General features: G+C 38.0%; 11 protein-coding genes. 1 reads left to right on the forward strand and 10 read right to left on the reverse strand.

Annotation, left to right across the window (positions count from 1 at the left end; translation table 11 throughout):
• Nucleotides 1–43: 43 nt before the first annotated feature.
• The 6 genes from addA to GA0061074_RS06925 all read right to left on the reverse strand — a co-directional run bounded on the left by addA (nt 44) and on the right by GA0061074_RS06925 (nt 12481).
• On the reverse strand, nt 44–3838 hold the full coding sequence (addA, locus tag GA0061074_RS06900) for a helicase-exonuclease AddAB subunit AddA (protein ID WP_092463176.1): 3795 nt from the start codon (nt 3836–3838) through the stop codon (nt 44–46).
• Nucleotides 3835–7404 (reverse strand): PD-(D/E)XK nuclease family protein, encoded by a 3570-nt coding sequence (locus tag GA0061074_RS06905; RefSeq protein ID WP_092463177.1) that lies wholly within the window; start codon nt 7402–7404, stop codon nt 3835–3837. Before GA0061074_RS06905 ends, addA begins: the two co-directional genes overlap by 4 nt.
• Nucleotides 7405–7557: 153 nt before the next feature.
• A complete protein-coding gene (gene pepV, locus GA0061074_RS06910) occupies nt 7558–8961 on the reverse strand; it encodes a dipeptidase PepV (protein ID WP_092463178.1) in 1404 nt (467 codons plus the stop codon).
• A 72-nt stretch (nt 8962–9033) separates the two neighbouring features.
• Nucleotides 9034–10374, reverse strand: coding sequence for an APC family permease (locus GA0061074_RS06915; protein WP_092463180.1), 1341 nt, complete (start codon nt 10372–10374; stop codon nt 9034–9036).
• A gap of 267 nt (nt 10375–10641) precedes the next feature.
• Nucleotides 10642–12069 (reverse strand): NADP-dependent phosphogluconate dehydrogenase, encoded by a 1428-nt coding sequence (gene gndA / locus GA0061074_RS06920; RefSeq protein WP_092463181.1) that lies wholly within the window; start codon nt 12067–12069, stop codon nt 10642–10644.
• Between the two features lie 91 nt (nt 12070–12160).
• Nucleotides 12161–12481 (reverse strand): DUF7671 family protein, encoded by a 321-nt coding sequence (locus GA0061074_RS06925; RefSeq protein ID WP_092463183.1) that lies wholly within the window; start codon nt 12479–12481, stop codon nt 12161–12163.
• Between the two features lie 336 nt (nt 12482–12817).
• On the opposite strand from GA0061074_RS06925, the gene GA0061074_RS06930 reads away from it, so the two are divergent.
• Entirely contained in the window at nt 12818–13585 is a 768-nt protein-coding gene (locus GA0061074_RS06930; protein ID WP_240005853.1) for a YdcF family protein, read from the forward strand.
• 64 nt (nt 13586–13649) lie between these two features.
• Here GA0061074_RS06930 and GA0061074_RS06935 read toward each other — a convergent pair whose 3' ends face one another.
• Genes GA0061074_RS06935 through GA0061074_RS06950 form a run of 4 tightly spaced genes read right to left on the reverse strand, consistent with a single transcriptional unit; the run spans nt 13650 to nt 17820 of the window.
• Nucleotides 13650–14378: an L-ribulose-5-phosphate 4-epimerase gene (locus GA0061074_RS06935; RefSeq protein ID WP_092463187.1), complete on the reverse strand. Its 729-nt coding sequence runs from the start codon at nt 14376–14378 to the stop codon at nt 13650–13652.
• Nucleotides 14378–15274, reverse strand: a complete 897-nt coding sequence (locus tag GA0061074_RS06940; protein WP_092463190.1) for an L-ribulose-5-phosphate 3-epimerase — start codon at nt 15272–15274, stop codon at nt 14378–14380. Before GA0061074_RS06940 ends, GA0061074_RS06935 begins: the two co-directional genes overlap by 1 nt.
• A gap of 1 nt (nt 15275) precedes the next feature.
• Nucleotides 15276–16802 (reverse strand): FGGY-family carbohydrate kinase, encoded by a 1527-nt coding sequence (locus GA0061074_RS06945; RefSeq protein WP_092463192.1) that lies wholly within the window; start codon nt 16800–16802, stop codon nt 15276–15278.
• Between the two features lie 10 nt (nt 16803–16812).
• A complete protein-coding gene (locus GA0061074_RS06950; protein WP_174855280.1) occupies nt 16813–17820 on the reverse strand; it encodes a hypothetical protein in 1008 nt (335 codons plus the stop codon).
• Between the last annotated feature and the right edge of the window lie 50 nt (nt 17821–17870).

Genomic DNA, 17870 nt, shown 5'->3' on the forward strand with positions numbered 1-17870 from the left:
ATGGTTGGATTGGCGTCCTTAGATATATACTTAAAAATTTTTATCAATCAATTAACTCGATTAACATCTCAGGATGCAATGCATAAATAAACTTTCTAGTTACAGGCATGCCCATTGCAATCAAAGCTTGCGCATAAATATTTAATTGTCCTGAATAGCGTTTCTTCAATACTGTCGTAGCTTGATTTGGTCCAACATGGTCAGTTTTATAATCAAACAACCACACCTCATCCCCGACTTGGAAATAACCGTCGATAATTCCGTGCACTAAGACTTTATCATTACCATCAAAGTTTTGATATAAACGATTTGCATCAAGTAACAATGAAAATGGTACTTCTCGTTTCAATGACTGTTCATGCTGTATCATCTGTGTACCTAGCATAGATTCTGTAAAGAAGCGATAGATTTTTTGCACGTCAATTAGCGGTGCAACCTTTTCGTCAATCATTTTATCAGCCGTCAATTGTTCTATTAATGCCGTGATATCTGCGATTTGTGGTACGCCTTGACTTAAATCAATACGTTGCATAATTAAGTGCGTTGCTGTTCCTACTGCCGCTGGTGATACTTTTGGTGTACTTGTCTGCATAAATTCTGGTTCAGGAAGCGTATCATCCGTTGCACGTAATCCAGCTAATTCATCAGTCGCTAGACGTTGGTCCACTGGCTGCCGACCTTGTTCAAGATCGGGATCTTCAAATAAACGTTTAATTTCAGAAACTGACTGATATGATGTAGCTCGCGTCGCACTTTCATATGGATAATTAAACGTCAAAATCTGTTGCCAATCTTGTGACACATCAGTTGTGGTAGCTACCGGTATCGGTTCATCTACAGTACCCGCAATAGGTTGATAGTTAGCCATTGCCGCCATCAAATCTTTTGTGTTAGTGGCCGCTACATTAAATTCAAAATCATGCTTTGGTGTCTTAATCCGCATATCATCAAATTGCATAACATCATCCGTATCGTACGAAGTCAATGCCATAAATTTTGTTGGTGCTTGCGGGTGACGGGCTAACGTCATCCCCATCAAATCCATAAATGATTTACCAGCCAGACGCACCGTTTCTGGCAACATCCAATCAGTTACCCCCGCGCTCTGTTGCCAAACGGACCATAAACTTTTTACACTGTCATACGCACCTACAATAAATAATTGCTGTTCGGCACGCGTTAATGCCACATAAAGCACACGTAATGCTTCAGCATAAGCATTTTGCCGCTTTACTTGTGCAATATATTCATGCTGTGGTGTTACTAAATTCAAATGATGAGCAATATCAATATAATTCAAGCCACCACCTGCCTGGGCATCCAGCAAAATGCTACCTTGCGTTTCACGTGGGCTAATCATAGTTCTTGTTGCATTTAACAAGAAAACTACAGGAAATTCCAACCCCTTAGAATGATGAATGGTCATTAACGACACAGTATCTTGTGCCACGTTCGCATCAGCCTCACCTAAATCTTTCGATTGGCTTTGCAACTGCGTCACATAATTAATAAATTGATACAAACCAACAAAACTACTCTTTTGGTATGCTGCTGCACGTTCATAAAGTGCGTGCAAATTTGCTTGGCGTTGCGCCCCAGAAGGCAAACCACCAACATAATCTAGCCAGCCGGTTTTGTTATAAATTGCCCATAATAACGACACAATCTGATTTTGGATTGCTAAATCACGGAATTCTTCTAAGTCCTGTAAAAATCGCTGCACTTGTTGCTGCGTATGCGTCAATACTGCTATATCTATTTCCGAAGATGCAGCAGCTAAATCAAGTTGCGCCGTTCGTTTAACAGCGGTATAAAAATCTTCGTCCGTTGCTTGTAAACGAATTAATGCCAGCCCATTTTCAGTAATATCATACAAAGGTGACCGCAACACAGCGGCTAATGGAATATCCTGATGCGGATTATCAATAACTTTCAACAAACTCATCATGACTGAAATTTCAGTCGTTTGGAAATAATTTTCCGTTCCATCAATGACAATTGGGATGTTCATTTCACGAAAGACATCCAATACTTCTAAATTCTGGCCTTTTGTAGGTACCAAAATAGTAATGTCGCTATATTTAATAGGACGTGACTCACCTGCTTCTCGATCAAAAATGGTAAATCCAGACTGCATCAATTCTTGTATTTTCAATGCCGTCATCCGAATTTGACCAGTTGCTTTCGTATAGCTGTCTGTCGCAGTTAATGCATCTTCATCTGATGCTTCCTCTGATGAATCAGCACCATCGTCATTCAAATAAATCAATAAATCTGCCTTTTTGACCAAATCATCTGGATAATAATCAGCACCAGCAACTAATTCCGCCTCACCTGTATAATCAACATCCCCTAAAGACTGACTCATTGACTGCGCAAAAACGTAATTAATAAAATTCGTCACATTCGGTAATGAACGGAAATTTTCTTGTAGCGTAATGACTGTACTATCTTCACTTTGCGGATACGTCAATAATTTATGCGCAAACAATGTGGGGTCAGCCTGACGGAACTTATAAATCGATTGTTTAATATCACCAACTTGAAATAAGTTGTCATTTGAAGTCATTTCATGCAAGATTGCTTCTTGTAGCTGATTCGTATCTTGATACTCATCCACCATAATTTCAGTATATTGTGCTTGCAACTCTTGCTTAACTTTATCCTGATTAACAATCTGTAGAGCAAAGTGCTCCAAGTCATTAAAGTCCAAAACTTTCCGTGATAATTTCTCATTCAAAAAGGCTGAACCAAAATCTTTAGTTAATTGCACAAGTTGTTGCATCACTGTCTTAGCACCTGAAATAGCAAAGCGTAGTCCTGCCTGATCTAATGCAAAATACTGTGCTTGGAGCTTATCAAATCGCTTTTTCAAAGCATCGCGTTCACCTTTAACCTGTTCCCAAGCAGCTTTTAACTCAGGATCATGTTTTTTGGTAAACATCTTACCTTTGCCCTTATCATCTTTACCCCAACCCATAAACTCAGCATGTTGCATTGATTGATGCAAAGTATTCCAATCGCTAGTCTCATTGTTGAAAATTTGCAATAAACTTTGGTAAGTAGTTTCGTCATCTTGAATATTCACTAAGCGATTAATAGCTGGATCTGCATCCATAGTATCCGGTGCTTGTTGCACTAACTGATGTGCTTTATCATAAATGTCTTGTAGTTCATTTAGAATAACTGGACGTAAATCATGTTGATAAAAATCACTTTCTGTAAAATCTGCCGTCCCAATATCATACAAATCTGCTAGATGGTCCATCCATTCATTGGTATCTGGACGTGCCGTGGCAAAGTTGTACAAAGAAAATACCGCATCCTGTAAACTTTGGTCATCAGTCGTGCTACTTGTAAACTGTGTCGCAAACGTCGCAAAATTTTCTTCAGTATCATTTGCATAGCGTTCTTCTAATAACGTGCTATATACTTCCAACATCACTAACGTTCGCTCAGCGTCATCCATCAAACGGAATTGCGGATCTAAATCAATCGTGTAATGATACTGTTCAATTAAGCGTAGTGCAAATGCGTGCAATGTCGAAATATTGGCAACATTTAGTAAACGCAATTGTTTTAAAAGATGTTGGCGATTTTGTCCATCATCATTAGCCAATGCTTTACGAATTTCGTTTTCCAAACGTTCTTTCATTTCCGCTGCTGCAGCTTCGGTAAACGTTACAATCAAAAATTCATTAACATTTTCGCCAGCTAATAAACGACGCAAGACGCGTTCAACTAAAACACGCGTTTTTCCTGAACCAGCAGAAGCTGAAACCAAAACATTGCGCCCTTTAGTAGTAATAGCGGCGGTCTGTGAATCTGTAAAATTCATTGTTCTTCTCCTTCTGCTGATGTTTGGTTATATTGCGCAATAAATGTCTTCATTGCTGCTAATATTTCGTTATCTTTAGGTAATCCACTGATATCGTTATATTTATTACCCATCATGGCATCAAACATCATGACAGGTGTATAAGGTGAATACATCAGACCTGTACTTGTTGGTCCATCTTTAAACGGCCGTAATGGGAAAGTTCCCGCCAATATATTTTCTGCAATTTCTTTGATTTTAACCTCATTAAACGACAACAAAGTTTCTAAATCATCGTCTTCAACGACATCACTCGCCGCTTTAAAAGAGCCGTCTTTTTTACGACTAATTGCATAAGGTGCGACAACTTCATCGGCACTTTCTAATCGCGTAATGTAATCTTCATTATTTTTCAAAACACCACGATATTGTCCTTGGTCAATCATTAACTGTTCAGCTGCTTCCTGCATCTGTTCTAAAGTATCACCCGCAATATTCTTCATATCAATCCACGGATTCTTTAATGACCAGAATAGTGCACCACCCATTTGACCGTCTGGCAACATCTGTTGATTCATCAAGATAGCCGTCCAATATGTCATTAATTGTAATTCAAGTCCTACGTAAGCCTTTTTGTACTCAAACTTACGTGTACCAGATTTATAGTCAATAATCGTCAAAAAATTACCCGCTGGTGTGGTTACTAAATCATAACGGTCAATTTTTCCACGCACGGTGACTTTTCCAAATGGCATTTCATACGTAACTGGTTTCAATGAACTATGTGGCAAGCCAAATCCAGCTTCAACCCCTATTGTTTGTACACCACCACCATCAAGTTGGCCGCGGCGCATGCTCATAATTGTTTCATGAACTTGACTAGCTAATCGTTTCGTCAAGAATTGCATGCGATATGAACTACTGAAAATATCATACGTTGGATCATCACTTGCTAAAATCCCCTGCAAAATATCACGTTCCAATTGGCGTAGCTCGTTATCTGTTAATCCACCCAACGCTTTTTGTTGTGTAATCAATGCCTGGAATACTTGCTCTAACATCGCATGCATCAAGGTTCCCTTTTCAGCAGGCGTTAATTGTAATACCTGGCGCTCTTGTAGTTTTAAGCCGTATTGTAAGAAAAATTCAAACGGATTACGTGAATAACTTTCCAGACGTGAAATAGAAACCTTCAATTCATCACCAAACAACTGTGAAATCAACGTAGGTTGCAATTTTTCTGGTTCGTTCACATAGTAAAGACCGCCTAATAATCGATGTAATTGATCAGGCGCAATTTTTTGTATTTGTCGAGTCAAATCTTGCCAAGCCGGACTAAGATCAACCTTATCCTGTCGTTGTAACTTCGCTTGACGATTAACAATCACTAACTGTGCAATCGTGCTTGTTGGCGTTCCGACATACGGTATTAATTGATTACTATCTGGGTCTGGTAGCGCATTAAATTGAATAGCCGGCATTTGGAATTGTTTTTGAATTCTAGTGATGTATGTTGAAGGTTGTTGTCCACTATCCCCATCACTAGTAGCATACGTCCAAATTAAACGCTGATTGGCAACCATCATCGTCTTATACATTAACAGCGACTCTTGAGCCATTTGTTGCTCAGACGTTTCCTTCAAAAATACATGTTCTGGCAAAACAGCTTGCAAAGCATTACGATCACCATCGTGCAAAATGGCCTTTGTTCGTGTCACGGCAGGTAAATTATGATTAGTTGCACCAAAAACAATTACCGTTTCATAACCTGTTCGCTGCACAATACCACTTTCAGAAATACGCACCTGATCCATTGTTGCAGGAATTCCTGCATACTTAGCCGTATCAAAAGCTGCTTTAAATATTTCTTGCATTTCTGCCAATGTCATCGACTGTTGATCAAAAATCGCCACAAAGTCATCTAAAATACCAACAAATACCCGCCAAACTTGTTCAGGTTGCTGAGCTGCCCACAAATCACCATCTTCAATAGCGGTATCACGCCACAAAATTAATTGCTTTTGAATACCGATTTGTGTCATAAATTCATACAACTTCAAAGCCATCTCACGTGCAGTCGTTGCTGTTTGTAAATCCTTTAAGAAAGGTGCAACAACTGTACTAATTTGGTCATGAATCAAGGCCAGTTGTGCGTCCTTGCTTGCCACACGTTCACGTGTGACTTCATCATCACTTACCATCGCTTGCCGATCATATTGCCAAGGATGAGGATTAGTCCATTGCCACCCTGCAATATTCTTAGCTAAAGCGTAATTTTCTGTTTCAGCTAATGCTTCACGATAATCTGCTACCGACACCCCTTCAGGTATAAATAATTCCGTTTTCAAAAAGCTCATCACATCAGTAATCGTGTAAGCCGGTGCCAATCGTAATAACTTATCTAAAAAGGCGACTAAAGGATGTGCCGCCATTGGACGATCTAAATCCATGAACATGGGGATGTCATATCGTGCAAAAACGGCCGGCACAATATTCTCATATTGTCCTAAATCGCGCGTCATTAACAAGTAATCACGATAACGGTGCTTACCACTAGCAACTTCTTGTCGAATTTTACGCGCCATTTGTTCAACTTCTTGATAGCGTGTATGCAATTGCCAAATCTGCATATCTTCAGCATGATAAATTTGATGTGTAACACCAGTTTGTTCATATTGAATCCAAAAATCTTCAACTGAACGCATACTCTGACTAATCGTTCGTTGTGTTTCAATTGTCTTTGCCGTCACGGGCACATCATGTTCGACTGCAAAGTCTCGTAATTGTTGCCCTAATTTCTTAGGACGATAAAACAAATCATTTTCAGCAATTGCTGCGTCTGTTAAACTTGCTGCGCCATCGTCAGTAGGTAATGCTAAGACAACACCTGCACTGTAATTGATCAAGGCCTCTACCAAACCTTGCTCAACAGATGTCATCTGTGAATAATCATTAATTAAAAAATAATGATGCGAAATATCAGTTTTATCAGTCGCCAAATAAACACGTAATGCCAATAATAAATCACTACTTAAATATTGATCACGTGCCGTTAACTCATCATCTAACGCCTGGCCAATCGTTGATAAATCATGTAACTTCATCTGCAGCGTCTCTTGATTATTTAAATCATCAGCCATGTCATTAACTTCTGACCAACTTAACCCCGATTGCTTCAACTCTAATAATTGGGTTGTAAACTGTCCAATAAATCCCTGTTTAGACAATAAATTTCCATAAAGTTCTAGTTCATCTTTATTCTTTTGTAATAATGTTTGCACCAACATCGTGAGGCCATTTTGAGACATCGTTGCTTGCTGATAAAGCGGGTCATTTTGCATGTAATACCACGCAAGTCGACTAAGTGAAAAAACAGAGACACGCGGTACCGATACTGCTGCACCATGCTGTCCTAACAATTCAGCTAACCGTGTTAAAACTTTAATTTCCGTTTCAAACTTAATATGATTAGGTACCAGGTAAAATATTTGTGCCTGCTCATCATTAGCTAATATTTGTTGCGCCCGTTGCAGTAACGCTAATTCATGATCGGCACTTGCGCGACCAAACAATAATTCTAATGCCATGCGTTCCCCTCCACTAACTGTTCCATTTGTTATTATTTTACCAGTTTCATCAAACTATATTGCTGATTATAGCCAAAAAAGGTTGGAACATTTTCTTATGTTCCAACCCTATATTCAGCAGAGACTTCAAAACATCTTTTATCTCATACTATTTTATTTACATAAACGCCACAATGACTCAGCAAAAATAGCCATTGTTCTTGTTAAATTAGCAACTGGTGTACTTTCATTAGCCTGATGACTCGTTACTTTTACATCCGGGAACTGACCACCAAACGCTACACCACGCTTTAGCAAACGTGCGTATGACCCACCATTAGACGTTCTCGGTGGCAAATACTCACCCGTTTGTTCTGCATAAACATCAGATAAGACCTGCACTAATTCATCTTCAATTGGTACCAAATGAGGCGGCATCCCCGCCTGAACCTTAGTCACATCCGCATTCAATGCACCTAAATGCCGCTGGACTTGCGTAATAACCGCTTGTAAATTTACACCTTGCGGATAACGGAAATTCAACAAAATGGTCCCTTGCCCACGATGACTATAACGCATCACACCCACATTCAGCGTTAAATCTCCCATCTGTGAATCATGATATGTTAACCCTAGTCCATTAGCATAAACATCTTGATGAATCGTAACACCAACAAAATCAAGGAATGCACGCGCATCCCCGCCAAAATCATAACGACTCAAGAAGTGTGCAAGATACGTGCCGGCATTCTTACCATCCGCTGGATAAGCACCATGTGCCTGAACACCTAACAGCAAAATTTTAACCGTTTGCCCATTTTGTTTAGCTTCACCATTTAGAAAAGGATATTGTTCCAAGTAATTTTCAAAATCTTTAATTAAATCAACACCCTTAGGCACTTGTACCCTAGCTTTAGCCTCACCTGGCACAACATTAGGTCGACTACCTGACATAAATCTTTCTAGGATATACGCACCATCAGACAAACTTGGAAAACGCAACTGTACCGTTTGAAAGGCCTTTTCACCATTAACAACCGGAAAAGCGCCATCTGGTGAAAATCCTAACGTCGGTTCACCCTCTTGTTCGATATAACGAGGAATATCTCGCCAACCATTTTCTTCATCCGTACCAATTATCAAACGAATTTTACGTTTTAAAACACGTTTTTGGTCAGCTAACATCTTCATCGCATAGTACGCTGACATCAGGTCAGCTTTCATATCAGCAGCACCACGACCAAAATAAAGGCCATCCAATATTTCAGGTGTAAATGCGGGGCGTAGCCACCCATCTCCAGCTGGTACAACATCAATATGAGTTAAAATACCAACCGTTTCAGCTGCATCTTGTGGTCCAAACTCAATCCACGTCACCATATTATCAACACGTCCATAACGAAAACCGTCACGATTAGCAAATGCTTCCATTTGACTCAATGCACGAATCATTTCAATACCAAATGGCGTTTGGGGTGTCTGTGTTTTTGGATCCAATACAGAAGGGATACGGATAATTTGATTTAAATCATTAATTAGCCCCTGTTCATACTCTTTTGCTTGCGTTGCCCACGTCATTTATTACTACCTCTAATCAAATTCTAATAGAGTCAGTGTACCGCGTTTTAACAAGGCTGACAATTATTCCACCTATCCTTGCTTCCGCTTGTGGTTATAGTAATAAAATACTGGTAAACCAACTGCAACTAGTAGTAGTGAAATAACTGCCCCAGTAAAGTCATTTAAAATCGTAGAACCAATCACAAATAAAGCACCGAAAATAGCGACTAATGGTGTAATTGGGAACAATGGCGTTTTGAACAAAGTATTTTCATCTAGTTGTACGGCGGCTTGCTTATTTTTGTGACGCAAGATAAAGACACCAAAGAAGGCTGCAGTATAGAAAATCCAGATTGTGAAAATTGCAATATCTGACAAACGATCAACACCATTCGTATAAACAATTGCTAAAGCAATTGTCATACCCGCAACCGTCAAAATTGCGTTAGTTGGCTCTTGTGTTTTACGAGTTAGTTTTGATAAATATTTTGGAAATAGACCATCTTTAGACATCGCGTAAGCCATACGAGGGAAAGACATCATCTTACCATTTAATGTTCCCAACATTGAAATGATAATCGCAATACTTAATGCACGACCTCCTAAATCACCGAAAGCTGCACGCATCACAGTAAATGTGGCGTTATTTTGTAAAGCTACAATTCTGTCAGATGGTAAAGCATGGTATACACCGAATGAAACACCAACATAAGCAATCACAATAATACTTACCCCACCAACAAGTGAACGTGGTAAATCACGACGAGGGTTCTTTAATTCACCAGCAATATTAGCTAATAAAATCCAACCATCATACGCAAACAAAGTTGCCAAAATAGCCATTCCAAAGCCACCACCATGGGTAACAGTATGTGTCACAGTTTGTCCTAGTGCATCAACTTTTCCAAAAAATAAACCATAAATAATTAAAATAGCAATCGGAATCAATTTAATTGAAGTTGTGAGCACTTGGAATCCAGCCGCAACACGATTTTCAAACAAGTTAACACCTGCAATAAAAGCCACATATAAAACAGCAATCCAGGTTGCATAACTGGTTGGTACGCCTAAAAAGTTAGCAGTCAAAAAGGCTGCATATCCTGCGATTGAAGCAATCACGGCTGGTGCATAAATAACGACTTGCATCCATCCCGTCAAGAAACCAGCAACCGGTCCATATAGTGATTCAATATAACTATACAGACCACCTGTTTTCGGTAAGCGAGCCCCAATTTCAGCAATTGTTAAGCCCGCAGCCAATGTAATAATTCCTCCTGCTAACCAAGCTAACAAACCTAATGTTGATGAGCCAGCAGTTTGTAGAACACCCGCTTGTTTAAAAAATATACCCGATCCAATAACTGTTCCAACGACTAACGACAGTCCAGACCAAATCCCCATCGATCGTTTTAATTCAACATCTTGCGCCATAATGTCTCTCCTCATATAAAAATAAACAAAAAAGCAGTCAACCAATTTAGTAATTGGTTGACTGCTTCGTAAGTTCTCACAGTTTTAAGCGTTACACAAAACGCCCAATCACTAATTGTATTGAGTTCAAACGATTATTATTATTATTGTTAACAAATTTAAACATTTGATATCCTCTTTCCAATTAATGTACGGGTTTTGTTTCGATAGCTAAATATTAGCATACTTTAAACAGCGTAACAACATAAATTTCACATAGTTTTCAATTTATGCTTCGTCATACCATGAATAATGGTACATTTCACCAGCTGGCTTGTCGACACGTTCATAAGTATGTGCTCCAAAGTAATCACGTTGTGCTTGAATCAAGTTTGCAGGCAAAACTGCTGAACGATATGAATCATAATAAGCAACTGCAGCTGACAATGATGGTACTGGTACACCAGCTGCCGTAGCTAATGCAATCACACGACGAGCTGCGTCTTGATATGATTCAGCGATTTGCTTAAAGTAAGGTGATAACAACAAATTGTGCAAGTCAGGTGTTTCATTATAAGCATCTGTAATACGTTGCAAGAATTGTGCACGGATAATTGCCCCTGCACGCCATAATTGTGCTAATTCACCAAATGGCAATGACCAATCATAGTAGTCTGATGCCATCCGTAATTGATCAAATCCTTGCGCATATGACATAACCTTACCAAAGTACAATGCCTTACGAACATCTTCAATTGCATCAGCAACGTTACCGTCAAATTCATACGTTGGTCCTGACAACACCTTTGATGCAGCAACACGGTCTGTCTTCAATGCTGAAATGTAGCGTGCGTATACTGACTCTGTAATAAGAGATTGTGGTGCACCAACTTCTAGTGCAGATTGTGATGACCACTTTCCAGTTCCCTTATTACCAGCACGATCCAAAATCATATCAACCATTGGCTTGCCAGATCCTAAATCATCATCACGTGTTAAGATGTCAGCAGTAATTTCGATTAAGTATGAATCCAATTCACCCTTATTCCATTCTGCAAATGTATCAGCTAAATGATTTTTATCTAATTGTAAAACACGCTTCAAAATATCATATGACTCAGCAATCAATTGCATATCACCATATTCAATACCATTATGAACCATCTTTACATAGTGTCCTGCACCATCAGGTCCAATATAAGTTACTGTTGGTTTGCCATCTTCTGGTGCTTTAGCAGCGATTTCTTTCAAAATAGGTTCTACTAAATCATAAGCAGCTCGCTGTCCACCAGGCATCATTGAAGGGCCTTGCAAAGCACCTAACTCACCACCTGAAACCCCCATTCCAATGAAATTAATACCTGATTTTTCTAATTTTTTAGAACGGCGAATTGTGTCCTCAAAGAACGTGTTACCACCATCCAACAAAATATCACCTTCATCCAAGAAAGGTAATAATTCTTCAATAACAGCGTCAGTTCCTGCTCCTGCCTTAACCATCAACAAAATACGGCGTGGCTTTTGAATTGATGCAACAAATTCTTCAATTGAATAACTAGGTACAAAGCCTGAATCAGGATGCTTTGCTACCAAATCTTCTGTACGTCCAGATGTACGATTGTAAACTGCTACTTTATACCCACGTGAAGCAACGTTTAACGCCAGATTACGCCCCATAACGGCTAATCCTACAACCCCAAATTCTGCTGTTGCCATGTTTATTTTCCTCCTATAGTCTAAACAAACAAACTCTATAATCACTAGTTTAACGCGAGTTCTATAAAATAGCACCCCTTGTGTTTTGCGCTTACATTTGCTTTGAATAGTTTGTTAACAATTGATTTTTTACCGTTTCTGACACCGTTGTTGTTAAAAAGCGTGCCATCGGGTTTATAGTATGTCGATTTTTGAATGCAAGCGGTTTAATTGCGACTAACATCACAATTAAATTATTTTCTGTTAAAAATAATTGTCCTGGTTCAAGTAATTTACCTTTTGTGTGTTTACCGATACGCCAACTATGAAATGGCTGTACATCTATCTGATCTTCTTTGGGTATATATTCGCCTGTATTCGCCTGTTTCATAACAACACCCACTAATTCTGCGGTTGGATATTTATTTGCCATAATTTTGCCTTTCAAATTGTTTCTTTGCTTATATAATTGCTATACTGATAATAATCAAAACACTTTATAGGAGAGAGTATGTCAATTACATTTATAATCATAATATTACTTTTATTGTTTGCTGCTATTTTTACATATCTAAATCATCGTTTTTTTATCAGTATTATCTTGTTCTGTTGTTTCATGTTCAGCAGTTTATTACTAAGTTTATTTGCATTAAATAACAGTACTTTCCTACCTATTACCTTACAATTTATCATTTTAGCAGTTACTTATGTCATCATACCAATCACGGTAATTTACATTTGTATTCGTCTTATTTATAACACACATGTTATGGCTTCAAAAGAAGGTCGTAATCTTGTCGGTAAATTATCAGCTTTTTTTGGACTAAATGTCCTATTCATTATCGCACTTAGTATCATTCCAATATTTATTAGTAAGGAATTGCCACTACCATTATCAATTTTATTCTCAATACTAATTGTTCTTGATATTGTATTCATCGGTTTATTCGTTTGTTACCTATTTTGCTCAGCGTTATATCAATTAACACCTTATCGTAAAATTCCCGATTACATTATCGTGCTAGGAGCCGGTATTAGCTCGGAAGAAGTTACACCATTATTACAAGCCCGCTTGGATAAAGGACTAGAGTATTACCATAAGAATCCTCAAGCCAAAATCATTGTCTCTGGTGGCCAAGGACCCGATGAACCTGTTTCTGAAGCTTTTGCAATGGCTAAATATTTACGTCAAAAACAAATACCCGATAATAAGATTATCCTAGAAGATAACTCAACTTCAACCTTTGAAAACATGGTCTTTTCAAAAGAAAAAATTACAGCAGACTGGCAAGAATCAAGAAAACCAAATGTTATTTTCGCAACAAATAATTATCACGTTTTAAGAAGTATGTTATATGCACAACAAGCAAAACTACACGCAAATGGCGTTGGTTCACCTGTTTCATCTTACTTCTTACCTACAGCATTAATGCGTGAATTTATTGCACTCCTTGTTGCCTATAAATGGTTAACTGGTCTTATTATTTTAGTTGTTATGATATTTATCATTTTATCTTACAGTCCAGTTAACTTTTAATCCATATTAAAAAGCAAGTTACCAGCACTTGGTAACTTGCTTTTTTATTAATCAAATATGCTTATTAAGCACGATCAGCATGATTCTTCGATTGCGCATTATCTTGTCCATAATAAGCATTTGCACCATGCTTACGATAATAATGCTTATCCAACAAGTACTGTGGTAAATCTGAGTTATTATGTGTTAATGACATTGTGTGGTAATCTTCTTCAGCAACCACTTCTAGAACTTTAGCATTATAAACTGCTTTGTCTGGCGTTGGTCCCCATGCAAAAGGACCATGTTGACTAACCAAAGCGGCAGGCACTGCTTCATAATCAATGTGACGTTCGTTGAATGTCTTTACGATTGTTTTACCAGTATTACCTTCATAATCTTCTTCAATTTCGCTTTGACTAAGAGCATCTGCGGCTGGAATATCACCGTAGAAAGTATCTGCATGCGTTGTATTCATTGCAGGAACATCCATCTTAGCAGCAGCAAAAGAAACCGCCCATGGTGAATGCGTGTGAACGATACCACCAACATTTGGAAAATGATTATATAGATAAGTATGTGTTGGCGTATCACTTGATGGGTTCATATTTCCTTCAACAACTTTCCCATTCAAATCAACAACCACCATATCTTCAGGCTTCAATTCATCATATGAAACACCAGAAGGCTTAATGACAAATAATCCCTTATCACGATCAATACCAGATACATTACCCCAAGTAAAAGAAACAAGGCCCAATGCAGGTAGTTTCATATTAGCTTCATAAACTTCTTGTTTTAAATCTTCAAGCATTAGTTTTTAACTCCTTCTAAATAATTAACAGGCTCTTGCGTAATACCAACTTTTTCAAAAATATCATCAAAGAATTTTTTAGCCTGCTTAATTTCAGCGATGGCATTGTCACTAGTGCCTGTCCACATCTCAATTGTGTAACTACCAGAATAATTTAATCTAGTTAGCATTCTTAAACATCCTTCAAAGTCGACACAACCCGTACCAAATGGCACCTCTTTAAATTTTCCTTCAGACGTAGGTGTCACTGGCAACGTATCCTTAAGGTGGATAGCGGCAATATTTTGCACATAGTCCTCAATATCATATGAAATATCATTTTCTGGCCAAGCAGAAATATTTCCTAAATCAGGATAGGCCTGCAACCAAGGACTTTTAATCAGCTTTTTATAGTGTGAGATTTTACCAATAGAATTGATAAATGGATCATCCATTGTTTCAATAGAAAGCATGACCATTTTCTTAGCAGCCATTCGAACACATTTTTCTAAGTTTTCAACGAATAGTTCTCGTGATTCAACCGTCTTTTTTTCATAATACACATCATATCCAGCTACTTGAATATTACGAATTCCCAAGTCAACTGCCAAATCAATTGCCTTCTCCATGATAGTTAACGATTCTTGACGAACTTTGGGATCAGCAGAACCCAATGGATATAACCGCTGTCCTGAAAGCATTAACGTATTAATACGGCTATGCGTCCGCCACATTGTATCTCTAAAACTTGTCCGTTGTTCACGGGTCCAATCTAAACGAGCTAGTCGATCTTCGCTTTCATCAACAGAAAACTCTAAGAAATTGAACCCTAATTCATGAACTAAATTAAATTTTTCTTCCCAGGTTAAATCCTGAGGTAATGCTTTTTCGTAAATTCCCAATGCATTTACTGTCATGCTATTCACCTTCTTGAAATGACTTTAAAAGTTCCCAATTGCCATCTAAAGCATTCATCAATGAAATAAATGCTGCATATTTTTTATCATAAATACGCGTTTGATCTGTCCGTGGCTCATATCTTTGCTTTACATGGCACATTTTTACAACGGCTTCTTCAAGCGTTGCATACTCACCTAAACCAACAGCTGCTGCCATTGCCCCGCCTAAACCGCCGAGTTCATTAGCCTCGACCAATTCAATTGGCAAATTTAGAATGTCTGCAAACATCTGTACCCAACTTGGTGAATTTGTGCCACCGCCAGACATGCGAATAACACTTGGTTTTTTACCTAGAACAGTCAATAATTTTTGCACATGGTATTTATGAGCAAAGACAATGCCTTCGTACACTGCCCGAATTAACTCTGACTTTGTTGTTGTACTTTGAAGTCCAATAAACGATGCCGTTGCCTTTGCATCAGAATTGCTACCATATAAATATGGAAAAAAGATAACTTTAGAAAAGTTTGCATCCGTATTTTCTAGAAATACTTCTAAATTATCATAAATAGAAACACCGCTTGCCTTCGCATCACGCATTTCTGATGTCAAAAGCATGTTAATAATAATTGATAAGTTACCTGCAGAAGTGGGACTTGAAGCTTCAATCAAATTCTTGCCTGTTGGAAAAATTGAATTCATTAAGCCGCTCTCAAGCGGTGCTAATTTGTCATCAGCAAACGTATTCATATTCCATGTTCCAGCAATTAGACTAAGCTTGTCATTATCTAAAACACCTGTTGCGATAGCACATGCATCAATATCAAACATGCCTCCAAAAACTGGGGTACCTGCTATTAATCCTGTCATCACGGCCACTTCGTCGGTAATGCCACCACATTGCTCGGTTGCATTTACCAAACTTGGCATATTATCAAACATTTCAGGAATTTCAAAGAAATCAAATAATCTTCTGTCATATTGTTTTGTATTTAAATTAATAAAATTATTACCAGATGCATCCCCAATTTCTTGCTTAATTTCACCGGTTAATATAAACCGTATAAAATCTTTGTTAGATAAAATTTTGCCAATCTTATTGTAATTTTCTGGTTCATGTTCCTTTAGCCAACGTAAAATTACCGGTGCTTGACTCGGCATAACATGTTGATGACTGATATCATAAATTTCCGAAACTTTATCTTCAAATTGTGCTGCATAACTCGTTGCACGATTGTCTGCAGACAAAATACCATCCATAAAAACATGGTTATTTTTGTCTAAAACGTACAATCCCTTACCATGACCTACTGTTGTAATACCAGCAATCTCATTACCACTTAGATCAACTTTATCCAATGCATCTTTGATGGCAATAACCAATTTATTTTTTAAATCTAATAAATTAATTTCATGAAATCCTGCTTTCCGTTCAATTCCTTTTGTTGGAAAAGCAGAAACTGAAATTTGACTACCATCATCATCAAAAATGGTCACCTTGGTATTCGTACCACCATTATCAATGGTCAAATAATAGTTTGTCATAAAACTTCCCCTAATTTAGGCTAATCTCGTAAACGGCCACTTTGTTTGACTCACGATTTGCTGATAACAAATATTCGCGACCATTCTTTTCATAAACTGTCACATTACTTGGGCCAACCTTTTCATCAATTAACTGTGTATCTAATTGATCACTTGTAATTAATTCCAAGTTTTGCTTGCCTGAACGCCAACCAAAAATAAAGTATTCATTACCATCAATTAATTTTCCGCCCCAAATCGCATGTCCAAATGGTGTTTCTGGTTGACTCAATTTAATCGTATTAAAATTTTCATCTGAAATCCGCAAGTATGGACCATGGAATCCTTCAATCGTCAAATATTCTGGGTGTCCGTCTTGATTAATGTCGGCACTAAAAATATCTGAAGTTTCAATATCAGATAACTGTGTTAATTGCCAGTCACTCGTTGCCGTAGGGTGCTGTAATTTAAAGATTCCCTGCACACCAGTAATTAACGAATAACCTGCCATACGCTTGTAACCATGATTCTTAGTCAAAGCAAAATCTAATGCATGTAAATTATTCACCTGCTCATTATCATCGTCATACTCACCAACCCATATTTTTCCTGGATCAGACCAGTCTTCAGCATTCTTTTTAGAGTTAGCAATTGAGCAGCCAACAAACCAGTAACCTGATTCATCTGACTTAGGAAAAACATCAAAACGATGAACATACGGAAAATCGCCAATAACTACTTGATCCCAGTCATTACCATTGAACTTCTCTTTAACAATGCGACAATTTGGTGAATTAAAACCAGGATAAAATTTTTGCGTAGCCAAAAAATTTAAAGTCCCTGGAATTTGCACCATCGTCATCGTACCGCCCACGCTTGACCAAACTGTTTTTCTTGCGTAATTATTATTTAAATCATAGGCATAGCAAGGGCTGTCCTCTTCTGATGCCACAACAATAAAATCTTCATCGTTATCCTTAAGACGCATAATGGCGTAACAATGATCTAATTCATCTTCAAATACCTTTTTAAATTCCATAATTTTCTCTTTCTTTTTCAGGTTAACCGATTAACAAAATTGCTAAAAAA

This window comes from Weissella bombi (assembly GCF_900094835.1).
GTDB lineage: Bacteria > Bacillota > Bacilli > Lactobacillales > Lactobacillaceae > Weissella > Weissella bombi.